The sequence below is a fragment of the Heliomarina sp. genome (assembly GCF_052826185.1).
This window is the reverse complement of sequence record NZ_JBRBUI010000053.1, coordinates 283136-298603: the sequence shown is the minus strand read 5'-3', so window position 1 is coordinate 298603 and position 15468 is coordinate 283136. Positions and strand designations below refer to the sequence as shown.

Annotated in this window: 13 protein-coding genes; 12 read left to right on the top strand and 1 reads right to left on the bottom strand. The window is 60.0% G+C overall.

Features of this window, described 5'->3' with window-relative positions:
* The first annotated feature begins 63 nt into the window (after positions 1-63).
* From ACU0FH_RS18035 to ACU0FH_RS18000, 8 genes are all read left to right on the top strand, one after another.
* The gene (locus tag ACU0FH_RS18035; protein WP_446196094.1) at positions 64-1143 is read left to right on the top strand and encodes an NAD/NADP octopine/nopaline dehydrogenase family protein; all 1080 of its coding nucleotides are present in this window, start codon (positions 64-66) and stop codon (positions 1141-1143) included.
* Complete coding sequence (locus tag ACU0FH_RS18030; RefSeq protein WP_446196092.1) at positions 1140-2120, top strand: 3-hydroxybutyryl-CoA dehydrogenase; 981 nt, start codon at positions 1140-1142, stop codon at positions 2118-2120. Before ACU0FH_RS18035 ends, ACU0FH_RS18030 begins: the two co-directional genes overlap by 4 nt.
* A 41-nt stretch (positions 2121-2161) precedes the next feature.
* On the top strand, positions 2162-3157 hold the full coding sequence (gene dctP / locus ACU0FH_RS18025; RefSeq protein WP_446196091.1) for a TRAP transporter substrate-binding protein DctP: 996 nt from the start codon (positions 2162-2164) through the stop codon (positions 3155-3157).
* A 78-nt stretch (positions 3158-3235) separates the two neighbouring features.
* On the top strand, positions 3236-3736 hold the full coding sequence (locus tag ACU0FH_RS18020; RefSeq protein ID WP_446196090.1) for a TRAP transporter small permease: 501 nt from the start codon (positions 3236-3238) through the stop codon (positions 3734-3736).
* A gap of 24 nt (positions 3737-3760) precedes the next feature.
* On the top strand, positions 3761-5074 hold the full coding sequence (locus ACU0FH_RS18015; RefSeq protein WP_446196089.1) for a TRAP transporter large permease: 1314 nt from the start codon (positions 3761-3763) through the stop codon (positions 5072-5074).
* 10 nt (positions 5075-5084) lie between these two features.
* Positions 5085-5879, top strand: a complete 795-nt coding sequence (locus tag ACU0FH_RS18010; protein WP_446196088.1) for an aspartate/glutamate racemase family protein — start codon at positions 5085-5087, stop codon at positions 5877-5879.
* Between the two features lie 151 nt (positions 5880-6030).
* The gene (locus tag ACU0FH_RS18005; RefSeq protein WP_446196087.1) at positions 6031-8184 is read left to right on the top strand and encodes a thiamine pyrophosphate-dependent enzyme; all 2154 of its coding nucleotides are present in this window, start codon (positions 6031-6033) and stop codon (positions 8182-8184) included.
* The gene (locus tag ACU0FH_RS18000) at positions 8181-9755 is read left to right on the top strand and encodes an indolepyruvate oxidoreductase subunit beta family protein (protein WP_446196085.1); all 1575 of its coding nucleotides are present in this window, start codon (positions 8181-8183) and stop codon (positions 9753-9755) included. The genes ACU0FH_RS18005 and ACU0FH_RS18000 overlap by 4 nt, the downstream gene beginning before the upstream one ends.
* Before the next feature lie 24 nt (positions 9756-9779).
* On the opposite strand, the gene ACU0FH_RS17995 is transcribed toward ACU0FH_RS18000, so the two are convergent.
* On the bottom strand, positions 9780-10538 hold the full coding sequence (locus ACU0FH_RS17995) for a DeoR/GlpR family DNA-binding transcription regulator (RefSeq protein WP_446196083.1): 759 nt from the start codon (positions 10536-10538) through the stop codon (positions 9780-9782).
* Positions 10539-10795: 257 nt separating this feature from the next.
* Here ACU0FH_RS17995 and glpD point away from each other — a divergent pair, with 257 nt between their 5' ends.
* Genes glpD through ACU0FH_RS17975 form a run of 4 tightly spaced genes read left to right on the top strand, consistent with a single transcriptional unit; the run spans position 10796 to position 15466 of the window.
* Positions 10796-12406: a glycerol-3-phosphate dehydrogenase gene (gene glpD, locus ACU0FH_RS17990; RefSeq protein ID WP_446196082.1), complete on the top strand. Its 1611-nt coding sequence runs from the start codon at positions 10796-10798 to the stop codon at positions 12404-12406.
* A complete protein-coding gene (locus tag ACU0FH_RS17985; protein WP_446196081.1) occupies positions 12407-13495 on the top strand; it encodes an ABC transporter ATP-binding protein in 1089 nt (362 codons plus the stop codon).
* Between the two features lie 10 nt (positions 13496-13505).
* Entirely contained in the window at positions 13506-14597 is a 1092-nt protein-coding gene (locus ACU0FH_RS17980) for an ABC transporter ATP-binding protein (protein WP_446196080.1), read from the top strand.
* The gene (locus ACU0FH_RS17975) at positions 14597-15466 is read left to right on the top strand and encodes a carbohydrate ABC transporter permease (protein ID WP_238373259.1); all 870 of its coding nucleotides are present in this window, start codon (positions 14597-14599) and stop codon (positions 15464-15466) included. Before ACU0FH_RS17980 ends, ACU0FH_RS17975 begins: the two co-directional genes overlap by 1 nt.
* The last annotated feature ends 2 nt before the right edge of the window (positions 15467-15468 follow it).

Sequence of the window (15468 nt, the reverse complement as noted above, 5' to 3'; positions counted from 1 at the left end):
AAATATAATGCTTTTGGGTCCTGAAAGTATGCATCTGCATTTTATAGGGCGAAGGGGGACGTTTTGAAGATCACGGTAATGGGCGGCGGTAACGGCAGTTACGCAGCGGTAGCAGATGCAGTAGAGGCCGGGCACGACGTCCGGTGGTGGCGGCGTGACAAGGAAAAGTTCGCACCCCTGGGGACGCCCCCAAAGCTGACCGTGACCGATCATGCAGGCAGCCGTGAAATCGTCGTCGAAACCAGCGATGATCTGGGTTGGGCGATGGAAGGGGCCGAGGTCATCCTCGCGCCGACCCCCGCCTTCGCACAGGAAGACATGTCAAAGGCGCTGGCCCCGCATCTGGTGGACGGGCAGGTGATCTTTCTCGCGCCCGGTTCTTTCGGGTCGTGGATCATGTTGGAACGCGTGCGCAAGGCCGGTTGTACCGCCGACGTCGCTTTCTGCGAAACCGGCACCCTGCCGTGGCTCTGCCGTAAAAAGGGTGAGGCAGAGGTCCGCATCACGACCCGCGCCTCGCGCCTGCCGACTGGTGTTCTTCCCGCGCGCCTAACGGACATGGCGCTTGGCAAGTTGTCAGAGGTCTTTCCGGATGCGATCGAGCGCTGCGAAGATGCGCTGTCGGGCGCTTTGATGAACGCAGGCCCGATCATCCACCCGCCACTGATCCTTATGAATGCAGGGCCGATCCAGCATTTCGATAGCTGGGATATCCATAACGAAGGCACGCAACCCGCAATCCGCGCGGTGCATGACAAGCTTGATGCCGAGCGCATGGCGATCCGGGAGAAACTGGGATACGACGCGCCACACTTTCCACTTACCGATCACTACAACACGTCCAACTGGATGTACGGCAACCTTGCCCATGATAAGCTGGTGGACAGCGGTGACTGGCACGAAGCGCTCGATCTCTATGACCACCGCTACATGACCGAGGATATCGCCGTCGGTCTGGCGTTGCTGGTTTCCATCGGTCAATGGGCCGGCGTACCGACGCCGGTGGCAAGCGGCCTGCTGGCCATTGCCGGGGCAGTGACCGGCCGCGATCTGCGCGGCGAAGGGCGTACCTTCGAAAACCTAGGTCTGGCCGAGCGTTCGGTCGCGGACGTTCAGCAGGATCTGAAGGAAGGTCTGGCATGAGCGATGCGGCCACAGCCTGCATCGGTGCCGGTCGCATGGGCCGTGGCATCGCGCAATGCATGGCCTATGCCGGGCATGACATCGCCCTGATCGACGCAAAACCCCGATCCGACGAAGATTTTGATCGCTTTCGCAAGGAAACCCTTGCCGAGGTCGAAGCCGGGTTGACCATGGTCGCGGATATCGGCGGCTTTGATGTCGCAGTCCTGCCGGAGTTGATGAAACGGGTGTCGGTCTATCCGGTGGCTAAAGCGGAACAGGGGTTAAGCAGGGCGCATATCGTTTTCGAAGCCGTGCCCGAGGTGCTCGACGCCAAGAAGCACGCGTTTGGTCTGTTCAACGACCATGCCGATAATAACGCAATCCTCGCTTCCACCACCTCGACCATGCTGTCGACCGAATTGGCGCAATATTGCTCTGACCCCGCGAGGTTTTTGAACGCTCACTGGCTGAACCCCGCGCTTCTGGTGCCGCTGGTGGAACTCAGCCCGACAGATCAGACCAGCGATGCGGTTCTCGCCGACCTGACCGGTTTTCTCGAAGGCATTGGCAAGGTGCCGGTGGCCTGCAAGGCCTCGCCCGGATACATCGTCCCGCGCATTCAGGCGCTCGCGATGAACGAAGCCGCCCGACTTGTCGAAGAAGGTGTCGCCTCGGCCGAAGATGTGGACCGGGCTGTGAAATATGGCTTTGGACTGCGGTTTGCCGTGCTGGGCCTTCTCGAATTCATCGACTGGGGCGGCGGCGATATCCTCTATCACGCCAGCAACTACATGGCGGGGGCGACCGGCGAAGACAGGTTCGCCCCGCCACAGATCGTCAACGACAAGATGAAGAGCGGTGAAACCGGGCTGCGCGCCGGGCGTGGCTTTTTCGATTACGCTGGCCGGGACGTTCCGGCCTACCAGAAAGACCGAATGGGCGCATTTCTGAACGCCTTGAAACAAGCCGGGCTACACCGGCCACCCAGCGCCTGAACGGCGCAGTCAACCAACAATCCGATAATAGGGAGACTACAATGAGCAAATTCAGCCGACACTTCAAAACAGGCGCGCTAAGCCTCGCCTGCGTCATGGGCCTGACCGGCCCCGTTCTGGCCGAGGACGTCATTCGCGCCGTCACCGCCTTTCCAAAGCAGCTTGCCTTCAGCCAATCCTTCCTAGGATTCGTCGATCTGGTGAACGAGCGCGGCGAAGGCGTGGTGCGGATCGACTATATCGGTGGACCCGAAGCGGTGCCCCAGAACCAGCAGATGGAAGCGGCGCGTCGCGGCGTCGTGGACATGCACTATGGTCCCGCCTCCTTCCATCTTGGCACCATGCCCGAGGCGGACGCATGGGTCGGCTCGACCGTATCGGCGATGACCGCCCGCGAAAACGGCGGGTTCGACCTGATGGCCGATGCCTTTGCCGAGAAACTGGGCGTGACTTTGCTGGCCCAGATCGACAGCGGCATTCAGTTCCATATCTACACGGTGGATGAACCTACCATCGGCGAAGAGGGACTGCCCGATCTCGACGGTGCCAAGCTGCGCAGCCAGCCCATCTACAAGTCTTTCTTTGAAAGCCTTGGGGCGGTTCCTGTTTCGGTTCCCGTGCCGGATGTCTACACCGGGCTCGAGCGAAGCACATTCGACGGGGCCGGCTGGCCGATCGTCGCCATTCAGGACCTGTCCTGGGACAAGTTCTTGAAGTACCGGATCGATCCCGGCTTTTTCAACACCGACCTTGCCATCGTCATGAACCCGGATAAGTGGGAAGGGCTGAGCCAGGAGTCCAAGGACCTCATCACCCAGGTCGCGATCGAGTACGAACAGATCTCCTACGACAAGTTCCAGGAAGTCATCACGTCGACAGACGAAAAGGTTCAGGCCGAGGGCATGACTGTTATCTCCCTTGAGGGTGACGCACGCGACCAGTTCCTCGATGCGGCATATGACAGCGCATGGGCGCGCATGGAAGCGGCTGGCGCCGAGGACTATCAGGCCCTTCGCGACGCCTATTACGACCGCTAAGACATTGACGCCGGCGGCGGCAGTGTGCCGCCGCCGCACATCGGCCCGGTCTGCCGGGCCCGGATGCGGGGCAGAAACATGCGTATGATTTCAAAGGTCTATGACGGCCTGATCCACGGTCTGGCGGCGATTGCGGCAGCCTCTTTCGCCTTGATGGTGGCGGGCATCGTCGTTGATGTCGGGTTGCGGAATCTGGGCTTCCGGCCCTTCCAGCCGACAAGTGCCCTGATCGAATATGGCCTGATGCTGGCAACCATGGCGGGGGCACCCTGGCTTGTCCGCACGCAGGGACACGTCGCGGTGCGGGCCCTGATCTCGCGTCTTCCGAATTCCGCTGAAAGGGGTGTCGACCGCATCGTGTTGATCTTCTGCGCCGCCGTTCTTGGGCTTCTGGCCTGGCGCGCTGGCGTGGTGGCCGGTGAGATGGTCGATACCAACGCCGTCGATATCCGCTCCGTGGCCCTGCCCAAATGGATTTTGCCGTCGATGCTGATGGCCGGCTTTGCGCTGATGGCGATCGAATTTATTAGAATTTTTGTGAAGGGTGGCACCTACCATGCCCAGAACGCGAGCCACTGACATGACAAAGACAGGGCTCGCCACATGATCCCCTGGTATTTCGCAACCGCCATCATGATCGGCGGCGTCCTTTTCCTGATGGCACTTGGCCTGCCGGTCGCCCTTGCCTTTCTGTCGATCAATATCGTCGGAGCCTGGCTGTTCCTTGGCGGCATGGCAGGCATTGACCAGATGATCCTGAACGCCACGGATTCCGTCACAAGCTTCTCTCTAGTCCCTGTGCCGCTGTTTGTTCTGATGGGCGAGCTTCTGTTCCAGAGCGGCATGGCGATCCGCGTATTCGACGCGCTAGACAATTGTCTCGGTCGCGCGCGTGGACGCCTCAGCTATATGACCGTTGCGGGCGGTACGCTCTTTGCCACATTGTCCGGGTCCTCGATGGCCAATACGGCGATGCTGGGCACCACGTTGATGCCCGAAATGCGCAAACGCGGATACAAGAACGCCCTGGTCATGGGGCCGATCCTCGCTACGGGCTCTCTGGCGATGATCATTCCGCCCTCCTCCCTCGCCGTTCTGCTAGGGTCACTGGCAAGGATCGACGTGGGCGCGTTGCTGATCGCGGGTGTGCTACCGGGGCTCGTCCTTGCGGTGATGTTCGTTCTGACGATCCGCATACTCATCGCGCTCGATCCCGATGCCGCGCCCAGCTATGACGCTGAACGCGCCCCGTTCTCAGTCATCGTGAAATCGGTGCTGCGCGACGTGATGCCGATGGGTCTGGTGGTCTTTGCCGTTATCGGCCTGATCCTTCTGGGCTGGGCGACACCCACGGAATCCGCCGCATTCGGCGTGCTTTCGGTGCTGATCCTTGCCATTTTCTACCGAAAACTATCCTGGTCGGTTATCGTGAAATCCTTGTGCGGCACACTTTCCGTTTCGGTCATGATGCTGACCATCATCGTCGCCTCGACCACCTTCTCGCAGCTTCTCGCCTTTTCCGGCGCTTCGCGCGGTGTCGTGGAATGGGCCACGGGGTTCGATGTTGACGGCTTGGTCATGCTGGGCTGCATCTTCCTCGTGCTGCTGGTGATGGGCATGTTCATGGATCAACTCTCGATCATGATGCTGACCCTGCCGATCTTCATGCCGCTCGTGCTGCATTTCCAGTTCGACCCGGTCTGGTTTGGGGTCTTCATGCTGATCGCGCTTGAGATGAGCCTTGTCACGCCACCCTTCGGTCTATTGCTTTTCGTCATGCTGGGGGTCGCCCCAAAGGGCACCACATTGGGCGAGGTGACAAAATCCGCCATGCCATATCTGGCCTGCACAATGCTGCTTTTGATCCTTCTGGTGATGTTCCCGCCACTGGCCACCTGGCTGCCATCCCTCAAATAAAGGAGTTCCCATGCGCATTTGGTACCAAAGCTATGTCGATCGTGAGAATGGCGGCATTTATTGGGAAGAGCTACAAAAGCATCTCAACGCAATCGCCCGCGAGGGCACCGAGATCGTCGTGCATGGCATCACGCCCCACGACAGTTACGCCCATGCGCTCGTCGAATTCCGCTGCGCGCGAGAAATGATATGCAACGCCATTCAGGCCGAACGCGAAGGCTACGACGCTTTCATCATCGGCCATTTCCAGGACGCTGGCCTGTACGAGGCACGCAGCGCCGTCGATATCCCCGTACTCGCACTTGGCGAATCCTCCATGCTGCACGCCTGCCAGCTGGGCCAGCGCAGCGGCATCGTGACCATCAATCGTCGCTACATCCCGTGGTTCCACCAGCAGATTGGGAAATATGGTCTCAAGGAACGTGTCACCGGCGTCCACGCGATGAACTTTGAGCCCGGCCAGATCCTCGCCGCTTTCGGCTCGGATGAACGGCGTGAGGTCGTGGCGCAACTGTTCCACGATCAGGCCCTGCCGCTGATCGAGGCCGGTACGGATGTGCTGATACCGGGCGGCGGTATCCCGATGCTTCTCTTTTCCCAAATCCACGGTCACCGGATCGAGGGGCTGCCCGTGGTCAACGGTATCCCGCTGGCGGTGAAATATGCCGAGATGGCGGTCGAGTTGAAACGAGATTTCGGCCTGACGGTCAGCCGCGTATCCGATTTTTTCCAGCCTCCGGTCGAGGTTCTGGACGAATTCCTTGAATACCCCGCGCCACATCCCGGGCTGACCATCCCGCATTGATCGTTAGGCGACCGCGTAATCGGTCAAATTCGCCGCACTTGCGGCTCGATGCCTCGGAATTTCTCGCGCAAATCGCTTGGGAGCCCTTGGAAGAGATCCCGCAATAATATATGCAAATGAATATAGTTTATCCTGAAGACCGAGGGTGCCCATGGCCGAACGATCCTTCAAGAAAGAAGTTGAACAGCTCCGCATCGGTGCCGGACAGACTTTCCGTGGCGAGGGCATCCTTGCCATTACAAAGGCGCTTCTTGAAAATGGCGTCGGATATGTCGGTGGTTATCAGGGTGCCCCGATCAGCCACCTGATGGACGTTCTAGCCGATGCCGAAGAGCTGATGGCAGAGCTTGGCATCAGGTTCGAAGCCAACGCCTCCGAAGCCGCAGCCGCCGCCATGCTGGCGGCCTCGGTTCACTACCCGATCCGGGGCGCGGTGACATTCAAATCGACCGTTGGGACTAATGTCGCGTCGGACGCTCTGGCCAACCTCGCCTCGGGCGGGGTAACCGGTGGCGCACTTGTCATCGTTGGCGAGGATTATGGCGAAGGCTCCTCCATCATGCAGGAGCGCAGCCATGCCTTCGCGATGAAATCGCAGATCTGGCTGCTCGATCCCCGCCCCAACCTGCCGTCGATTACCGAGGCTGTGCGGCACGGGTTCGAACTGAGCGAGGCGACCAATACGCCGGTCATGCTGCAACTGCGCATCCGCTGCTGCCACGTGCATGGTGCATTCGAGGCCAAGGATAATGTGCCGCCGTCGCTGACCGTGCGCGATGCGCTTGCAAGCCCGCGCCGCGATACCAACCGGATCGTCCTGCCCCCGGCGTCTTTCAATCATGAAAAGGAAAAGGTCGAAAAACGCTGGCCTGCCGCGCTCGATTATATTCGTACGCATAAATTGAATGAATTCTTCGGCCCCGAGACCGGCAAGGTCGGCATCGCGCTTCAGGGTGGTATGTATAACGGCGTCATCCGTGCGCTCCAGCGTCTTGGGCTAGCTGACGTACACGGCGACACCGATGTTCCGCTCTATGTCATGAACGTCGCTTACCCGATCGTCGATGATGAGTTCCTCGAATTCTGCACCGGCAAGGACGCGGTGCTCGTGGTCGAGGAAGGTCAGCCGAATTACATCGAGCAGAATCTGCGGGCGATCCTCCATCAGTCCGGCCGCAGTCAGACCGTCGTCGGCAAGGATCTTTTGCCCAAGGCAGGTGAATACACCGGACGCATCATGTTCGAGGGCATCGGCGACTTCTTGCGTCAGCACGCGCAGGATCTGCTGCCCGCGGCGATGCGCGCGCCGAACAAGCCCAAAGAGACAGACCCCGTGCCGCAACTGCGCGATGTCGTCCCGGCCCGCCCGCCGGGGTTCTGCACCGGATGCCCGGAACGTCCGATCTTTGCCGCGATGAAGCTGGTTGAAAACGAAATGGGTCCGCACCAGACCTCGGCCGATATCGGCTGCCACCTTTTTTCGATCATGCCGCCCTTCGAAATCGGCGGGACCACCATGGGCTACGGGCTTGGCCCGGCCTCAAACGCGGCTTTCGACGGCGGCGGCGATAAGCGTCCGATCTCGATTATCGGCGACGGCGGCTTCTGGCATAACGGCCTGTCCAGCTCTATCGGCAACGCTGTTTTCAACAAGGCGGATAGTGTTACTGTCGTGGTCGACAACTACTATTCCGCCGCGACGGGCGGGCAGGACATCCTGTCCAGCCGCGCGAACAATCCGACAAAGTCGACCCAGCACCCAATCGCCAAGGCGGTTGAGGCTGTCGGGGTGGAATGGGTGCGCCAGATCGACCGTACCTATGACGTCGGAAAGGTTCAGGAAACGCTGAAAGAGGCGCTGACCACCGATTACGATGGCCCTAAAGTCATTGTCGCCTCGTCCGAGTGCATGCTGAACCGGCAGCGACGCGAAAAGCCTCTGCGCGCCGCCGCGATCAAAGAGGGCCGTCGCGTGGAACGGCCCAAGTTCGGCGTGGACGAAGATGTCTGTACCGGCGATCACGCCTGCATGCGCTTGTCCGGTTGCCCGTCCCTGACGTTGAAAATGCCTGACGATCCGCTGCGCGATGACCCCGTTGCCCATATCGACCAAAGCTGCGTTGGTTGCGGCAATTGCGGTGAAGTGGCGGATGCCGCCGTGCTCTGCCCCTCGTTCTATCAGGCTGACCTGGTCCACAATCCGGGCAAGTGGGAACGTCGCCGCGCAGAATGGCGCCGCCGCGCGATCAGCTGGCTACAGGACCGCCGCGCCAGCCGTCGACTCACATGGGAGGCAGGGGCATGACAGTGCAAGACACCGGACTGGTCGCGCGCGAGCCGGATGCCCGGCTGAACGACATCATCAAGATCGCCGTGCTCGCCGTTGGCGGGCAGGGCGGCGGCGTGCTGAATGGCTGGATCGTAGCCTTGGCCGAGGCCAACGGCTATGCGGCGCAGGCCACCTCGGTCGCGGGGGTTGCCCAGCGGACCGGTGCCACGATCTACTACGTCGAAATGATGCCCGAAGGTGCGGGCAACCCGGTATTCGCGCTGGCCCCGGCCGAAGGCGACGTCGATATCCTCATGGCCGCCGAGCTGATGGAGGCCGGACGAGCGATGCAGCGCGGTTTCGTTACACCGGACCGGACCACGCTGATCGCCTCTTCGCACCGCGCACTCGCTACATCGGAAAAAATCGTGCCCGGTAGCGGCATTTCAGATCCGACGGCTGTGCTGGCCGCCGCGCGCGAACAGGCTCAGGATGCGATTATCTTCGATCTCGAGACCATGGCGCTCAATGCAGGATCGGTCATTTCCGCCAGCCTCTTCGGTGCCCTTGCCGGTTCCGGTCGCCTGCCCTTCCCGGTCGAAAGCTTCCGGGACACGATCCGCGCCTCGGGCCGAGGCGTGGAGGCAAGCCTGCGCGCCTTTGATGCCGCTTGTGCTGCGGCCAAGGAAGGATATCGCGATCCGCAGGACGTGGCCCCGGCCAAGCCAAAAGCCGAAGTTCACGGGCCGGAGAAACTGGTGCGCCGCTGGTCCGCCCTGATCGCCCGGGCCGAAACACTGCCCGTTCCGGTTCAGGATATGGCGAAAGCCGGACTACGCAAGCTGACCGAATATCAGGATATTCCTTACGCGGAATCCTACATGGACCAGCTCGAAGCCATCTCCGCGCAGGACAAAGATGCTGGCGGCGCCGAGCATCAATTCGCCTTCACCGAAACGGCGGCAAAATACCTTGCCAATGCAATGGCCTACGATGACATCATCCGGGTCGCCGATCTCAAGACCCGCAAGGCGCGGGTCGCCCGAATCGACAAAGAGATGGGCGCGACGGAGGATCATCTCGTTCAGGTCACGGAATACGTGCACCCTGGCGCGGCCGAATTCGTCAGTATGATGCCCGCGCCGCTCGGTCGCTTCACCAACAATCGACCGGGCCTCTATCGCTTAATCGATCGTCTGGTTAATCGGGGTCGACGTATCCGCACCGACCGCTTTGGTGGTTTCTTTATGTTCTACCTGATGGCCGGGCTGCGCCGCTGGCGTCGCAGCCTCTTGCGCCATCAGGAGGAGGTCGCCCATATCGACGACTGGCTCACGACGGCAGAGGGTCGCCTTTCGCAGGACTATGCGCTGGCGGTCGAAACGCTGAAAATCCGGCGCTTGATCAAAGGGTATAGCGACACCCACGCCCGCGGACTGGCCAAGTTCGACAAGGTCATGTCCGGCACCTTGCTGGTCGAAGGTCGGGACGACGCCGCCGACTGGACTGCCCGTCTGATCGCCGCTGCTCTCGCCGACCCGGAAGGCAAGGCTCTGGACGGTGCGCTCGAAACCATCCGGTCCTTTACGACGGTCGGCAGGGCCTAAGGCCTCTGCCCTGCCACTAACCGGTCACGAAATCACGACCTCGGTCGTCCACTGTCCACAGCGTTCCGACAGCGGACCGGGCAGGGGCGCGTCGCTAAAGAAGGTGTCGATCTCTGAAAGCGAGGCGATGCGGGCCGGGGCGCTACGCTGAAATTTTGATTGGTCCGCGACAAGATAGGTGCGGCGCGATTGCCTGAGGATCGCCTGGCTGGCGCCGACCTCCTCTATGTCAAAGTCGAGAATATCCCCGTCCTCGTCCATCGCCGAACAACCGATCACCGCAAGGTCGAACTTGAACTGCCGTATCGTGTTGATGGCCAGCGAACCCACAAGCCCGCCGTCGGAGCGCCGCAGATTGCCGCCTGTCACAACCACATCGCAGTCGGAATTCGCCGCAAGGATATTGGCCACGTTCATGTTGTTGGTCACCACGAGCAGGTTCCTGTGCGACAGCAACTCCATCGCCACCGCCTCGGTGCTCGTTCCGATGTTCAGGAAGATCGAGATGTCATTGGGAATACGTCGGGCGCAGGCTTTGGCGATATTCGCCTTTGCGTTGGAATGCAGGGTCCGGCGTTCCTCATAACCGATATTCATCGTGCTCGACGGCAGAACCGCGCCGCCATGCACACGCTCAAGCCTTCCGGAATCGGCCAGATCGGTGAGGTCACGGCGGATGGTCTGAAGCGTCACACCGAAATGGCGGGCAAGGCCTTCAACCGTAACCTTGCCGTCGCGCCGCGCGATATCAAGGATCTCGGGGTGCCGGAATGTCTGGTTCATGCCGCTCTTTCGCAGGTTTGTCGCTCATTTCTCAATTCTGGTGTCTAAGCTGGGACGGCGCAAGCAGTTGAGCAAAACCGAATGCACATCGGCCGCAAGCTGTTTCGGTCCTTTGCGCTTCAATTTGAGATCTAAACTGTATTTTTCGAAATAGGGCGTTATTGCCGTCAATGCGAAAGAAAACGAACATTCACCATTGCGCGTTGACGTTCTTGTTGGCATAGATTGAGCCGTTCTTTATCGCGGGGAGGAGCGTTTTGAGCAGTGGGGACGGGTCGGTCACTGACCTTTTCATCATTGGCGGCGGTATCAACGGATGCGGCATCGCACGCGATGCGGCGGGGCGCGGCCTTTCCGTTGTCGTCGCAGAGATGAACGACCTTGCCAGCGCGACCTCCTCGGCCTCGACCAAGCTGTTCCACGGCGGGCTGCGCTATCTCGAATATTTCGAATTCCGACTGGTCCGCGAAGCATTGATCGAGCGTGAGATCCTGCTCGAGGCGATGCCCCATATCAGCTGGCCCATGCGATTCATCCTTCCTTACCATAAGGATATGAGGTTCGAATCGGACACGCCAACGTCCAATCTTTTAGGGATCTTCATGCCGTGGATGCGCGGAAAAAGACCGGCATGGCTCATCCGTCTGGGACTGTTCATTTACGATAACATGGGCGGGCGAAAGATCCTGCCAGCCACGAAAACGCTGTCGCTCCACAGTACGCCCGAAGGCGAACCGCTTCAGGACAGGTTCGAGCAGGCCTTTGAATATTCCGATTGCTGGGTCGAGGACTCGCGGCTAGTCGTGCTGAACGCGCGCGATGCCAAGGCCCGTGGCGCGTCGATCCTGACGCGGACCAAAGTGCTTTCGGCTGCGCGCGAATCGGCTGGCTGGCGAATTGAAACGCAAAACATCGAAAACGGCAAAAAGGAAACTTTTCGCGCGCGGATGCTCGTGAACGCGGGCGGTCCTTGGGTCGGCGACATCATTCAGTCCAAGATACGCTTGAACTCGCGCGAAGGCGTGCGCCTCGTGCGCGGCAGCCATATCGTGACCCGTAAGCTCTTCGATCACGGCAAATGCTACTTCCTGCAAGGCACTGACGGGCGGATCATCTTTGCCATTCCCTACCAAACCGATTTCACCCTGATAGGGACAACCGATGCCGAACATGACGACCCGACACAGCCTCCGGTCTGTACGCCCGAGGAACAGGCCTATCTGATCGATTTCGCCAACCGTTACTTCAAACAGGATATCACCGAAGAAGATATCGTCTGGACATATTCCGGGGTGCGCCCGCTTTATGATGACGGGGCCAGCAGCGCGACGGCTGCGACACGGGATTATACGCTCAAGGTCGATGCCGAAGGCGGCGCGCCGGTGCTCAATGTCTTTGGAGGTAAGATCACGACCTATCGCCGGCTTGCGGAAACCGCTCTGGAAAAGATTTCCGAACATCTTTCGGTTTCCTCCGGCCCCTGGACCGCAGGAGTGCCGCTCCCTGGTGGTGATTTCCCGGTGGATCAGGTCGACAGACAGATCGAAGACCTCAAGAAATCCTACCCGTTTCTCACCGATTTTTGGGCGCATCGCCTGATCCGCGCCTACGGCACGGAAGCGCACGGTATCCTAGGCGAGGCGACATCCGCAGCAGACCTCGGTCGTGATTTCGGGGCGACACTGACCGAGGCCGAGGTCAACTGGCTGATTTCCCACGAGTTCGCTCACACGGCAGAGGATATCCTCTGGCGGCGAAGCAAGCTTGGGTTGCGCTTGACGCAGGCGGAGTCAGATGTGCTCAATGAGTGGATAAGCGCGCGGCATCAGTCCGGATCCGGCCGCGAAAAAGCAAGAAGGACAATCTAGATGACGCTGGAGCTCAAGGGCGTATCGAAGATGGTGGAGGGACAGACCCATATCTATCCCACCGACCTGACTCTCACAAAGGGAACGATGAATGTCCTGCTTGGCCCGACCTCGTCGGGTAAAACCTCTCTGATGCGGTTGATGGCGGGGCTGGACGCGCCCGCAAGCGGCCGGATTTTCTGGGAAGGCAAGGACGTGACCGGCCAGCGCGTGCAGGACCGGAAAGTCGCGATGGTCTACCAGCAGTTCATCAACTACCCGTCGATGAGCGTTTACGACAACATCGCGTCCCCGATGAAACTCATGGGCGCGGACAAGTCCGAGGTTGACCGCCGCGTACGTGAAACCGCCGAGTTGATGCAGTTGACGCCAATGCTGTCGCGCAAACCGCTGGAACTCTCTGGTGGTCAGCAGCAGCGCTGCGCCTTGGCTCGGGCGCTGGTCAAGAATGCGGGGCTGGTCCTGCTCGATGAACCGCTCGCCAACCTCGACTACAAGCTGCGCGAGGAATTGCGGATCGAAATTCCCAAGATATTCGAGGCCTCCGGCTCTATCTTTGTCTATGCAACGACCGAACCCGAAGAGGCGCTCTTGCTCGGCGGCAATACCGCGACGCTTTGGGAGGGCCGCGTCACCCAGTTCGGCCCGACGCCCGAGGTCTATCGTCAGCCGGTCGATGCGACAACGGCGAGGGTTTTCAGCGATCCGCCGATGAATTTCCTGCCTGTGTCCAAGACCGGATCAAAGCTTATGTTCGGCAAGGGCCAAAGCGCCCCGGCAATCGGCAAGCTCGCCGAGCTGCCGGACGGTCGCTACATGGCGGGTTTCCGTCCCAACCATCTGGAAATAACGCAGCACGCGGCCGACGCCATGAAATTTTCGGCCAACCTGCATGTGACCGAACTCACTGGGTCAGAAACCTTTGTTCATCTCGACCACCACGGTGAGCGCTGGGTCGGATTGATACACGGGGTGCATGAATTGCCCATTGGCGAGGAGCTGAACGTCTGGCTCGATCCGCGCCATGTCTACATTTTCGGCGAAGACGGCGGGCTGATTGCACCCGCCGCCTATGCGCTGGCGGCCTGAGGGGGGAACGATGGCCAAGATCACACTCGATAACCTCGCGCATTCCTACCTGCCGAACCCGACGTCCGAGGACGACTATGCGCTGAAGGAGTTGAACCACGACTGGGAAGATGGCGCTGCCTATGCCCTGCTGGGCGCCTCCGGTTGTGGCAAGTCCACGCTGCTCAACATTATCTCGGGCCTCTTGCACCCAAGTCAGGGCCGTATCCTGTTCGACGGCAAGGATGTCACCAACGCCCCCACAGCCGAGCGAAATATCGCGCAGGTTTTCCAGTTCCCGGTGGTCTATGACACCATGTCGGTGCGCGACAACCTTGCCTTTCCGCTGCGCAACCGGGGCCGGGACGAGGCCTATGTCGCTGAACGCGTTCAGGAAATCGCCCGGATGATCGGGATGGAGGATATGCTGAACCGCAAGGCGCGCGGATTGACGGCAGATGCCAAGCAAAAGATCTCGCTGGGCCGTGGCATGGTGCGCAAGGACGTGAACGCGCTGTTGTTCGACGAGCCGCTGACCGTGATCGACCCGCATATGAAATGGGAGCTTCGGACCCAGCTCAAGAAGCTGCACCATGACTTCGGTCATACGATGATTTACGTAACCCATGACCAGACCGAGGCGCTGACCTTCGCCGACAAGGTCGTGGTGATGTATGACGGTCGCGTCGTCCAGATCGGCACGCCGGATGAACTGTTCGAACGGCCGGAACATACATTCGTCGGCTATTTCATCGGCTCCCCGGGAATGAACGTGATCCCCGCCAAGGTCGAAGGCAACAAGGCCTATATCAACGGATCGCATGTGGATTTGGGCCATGGCTACGGCCCCGTCGAAGGCAAGGTCGAAATCGGCGTCCGGCCCGAATTTGCGCGCCTGAGCCACGATGACGGCTTGCCTGTCAACATCCGTCGGATCGAGGACGTGGGCCGTCACAAGATCATCCGCGCAGACTTTTTTGGGCATGATATCAACATCATCGCCGGAGAAGACGACGAGATCAGCGCCGATATGAACCGCGTCAGTTTCGACGCCGCGCATGTGAATGTCTACGCCAACGACTGGCGCATCGCGCCTAAAGGAACTCTGGGGGAGGCGGCCTGATGGAGAAGACAGTCAACCAAAAGGCATGGTTCCTTGTTCTCCCAGTTCTGGTGCTGGTCGCCTTTTCGGCGGTGATCCCGCTGATGACGGTGGTGAACTATTCGGTGCAGGACACCTTTGGAAACAACCAGTTCTTCTGGGCGGGGCTTGAGTGGTTCAAGGAAATGCTCGACTCCGAACGCATGTGGAACGCGCTCGGGCGGCAGCTTATGTTCTCGGGCATCATCCTGCTGATCGAGGTGCCCTTGGGCGTTTTCGTCGCCCTGAACATGCCCAAGAGCGGGTTCTGGTCCTCCTTCTGCCTCGTGCTGATGTCCCTGCCGCTGCTGATCCCGTGGAACGTGGTTGGCACGATCTGGCAGATTTTCGGACGCGTCGATATCGGTCTGCTCGGCTATACGCTCGACGCGCTGGGCATCGACTACAACTACACACAGGATACGGTCGCAGCATGGATAACCATCGTCGTAATGGATGTCTGGCACTGGACCTCGCTGGTTGCGCTGCTGGCCTATGCCGGGCTGAAATCGATCCCCGACGCGTATTACCAGGCGGCAAAGATCGATCAGGCGAGCCGCTGGAAAGTGTTTCGCTACATCGAACTCCCCAAGATGATGGGCGTGCTGATGATCGCGATCCTGCTGCGGTTTATGGACAGTTTCATGATCTATACCGAACCGTTTGTCGTCACAGGCGGCGGTCCGGGCAACGCGACCACGCTGCTCTCCATCGACCTCGTGAAGATGGCGCTCGGCCAATTCGACCTTGGGCCTGCGGCCGCGTTCTCGCTGATGTACTTCCTCGTTATCCTGCTGATTTCTTGGGTCTTTTATACCGTTATGATCAACCTTGAGAAACGGGAGGGCTGAGC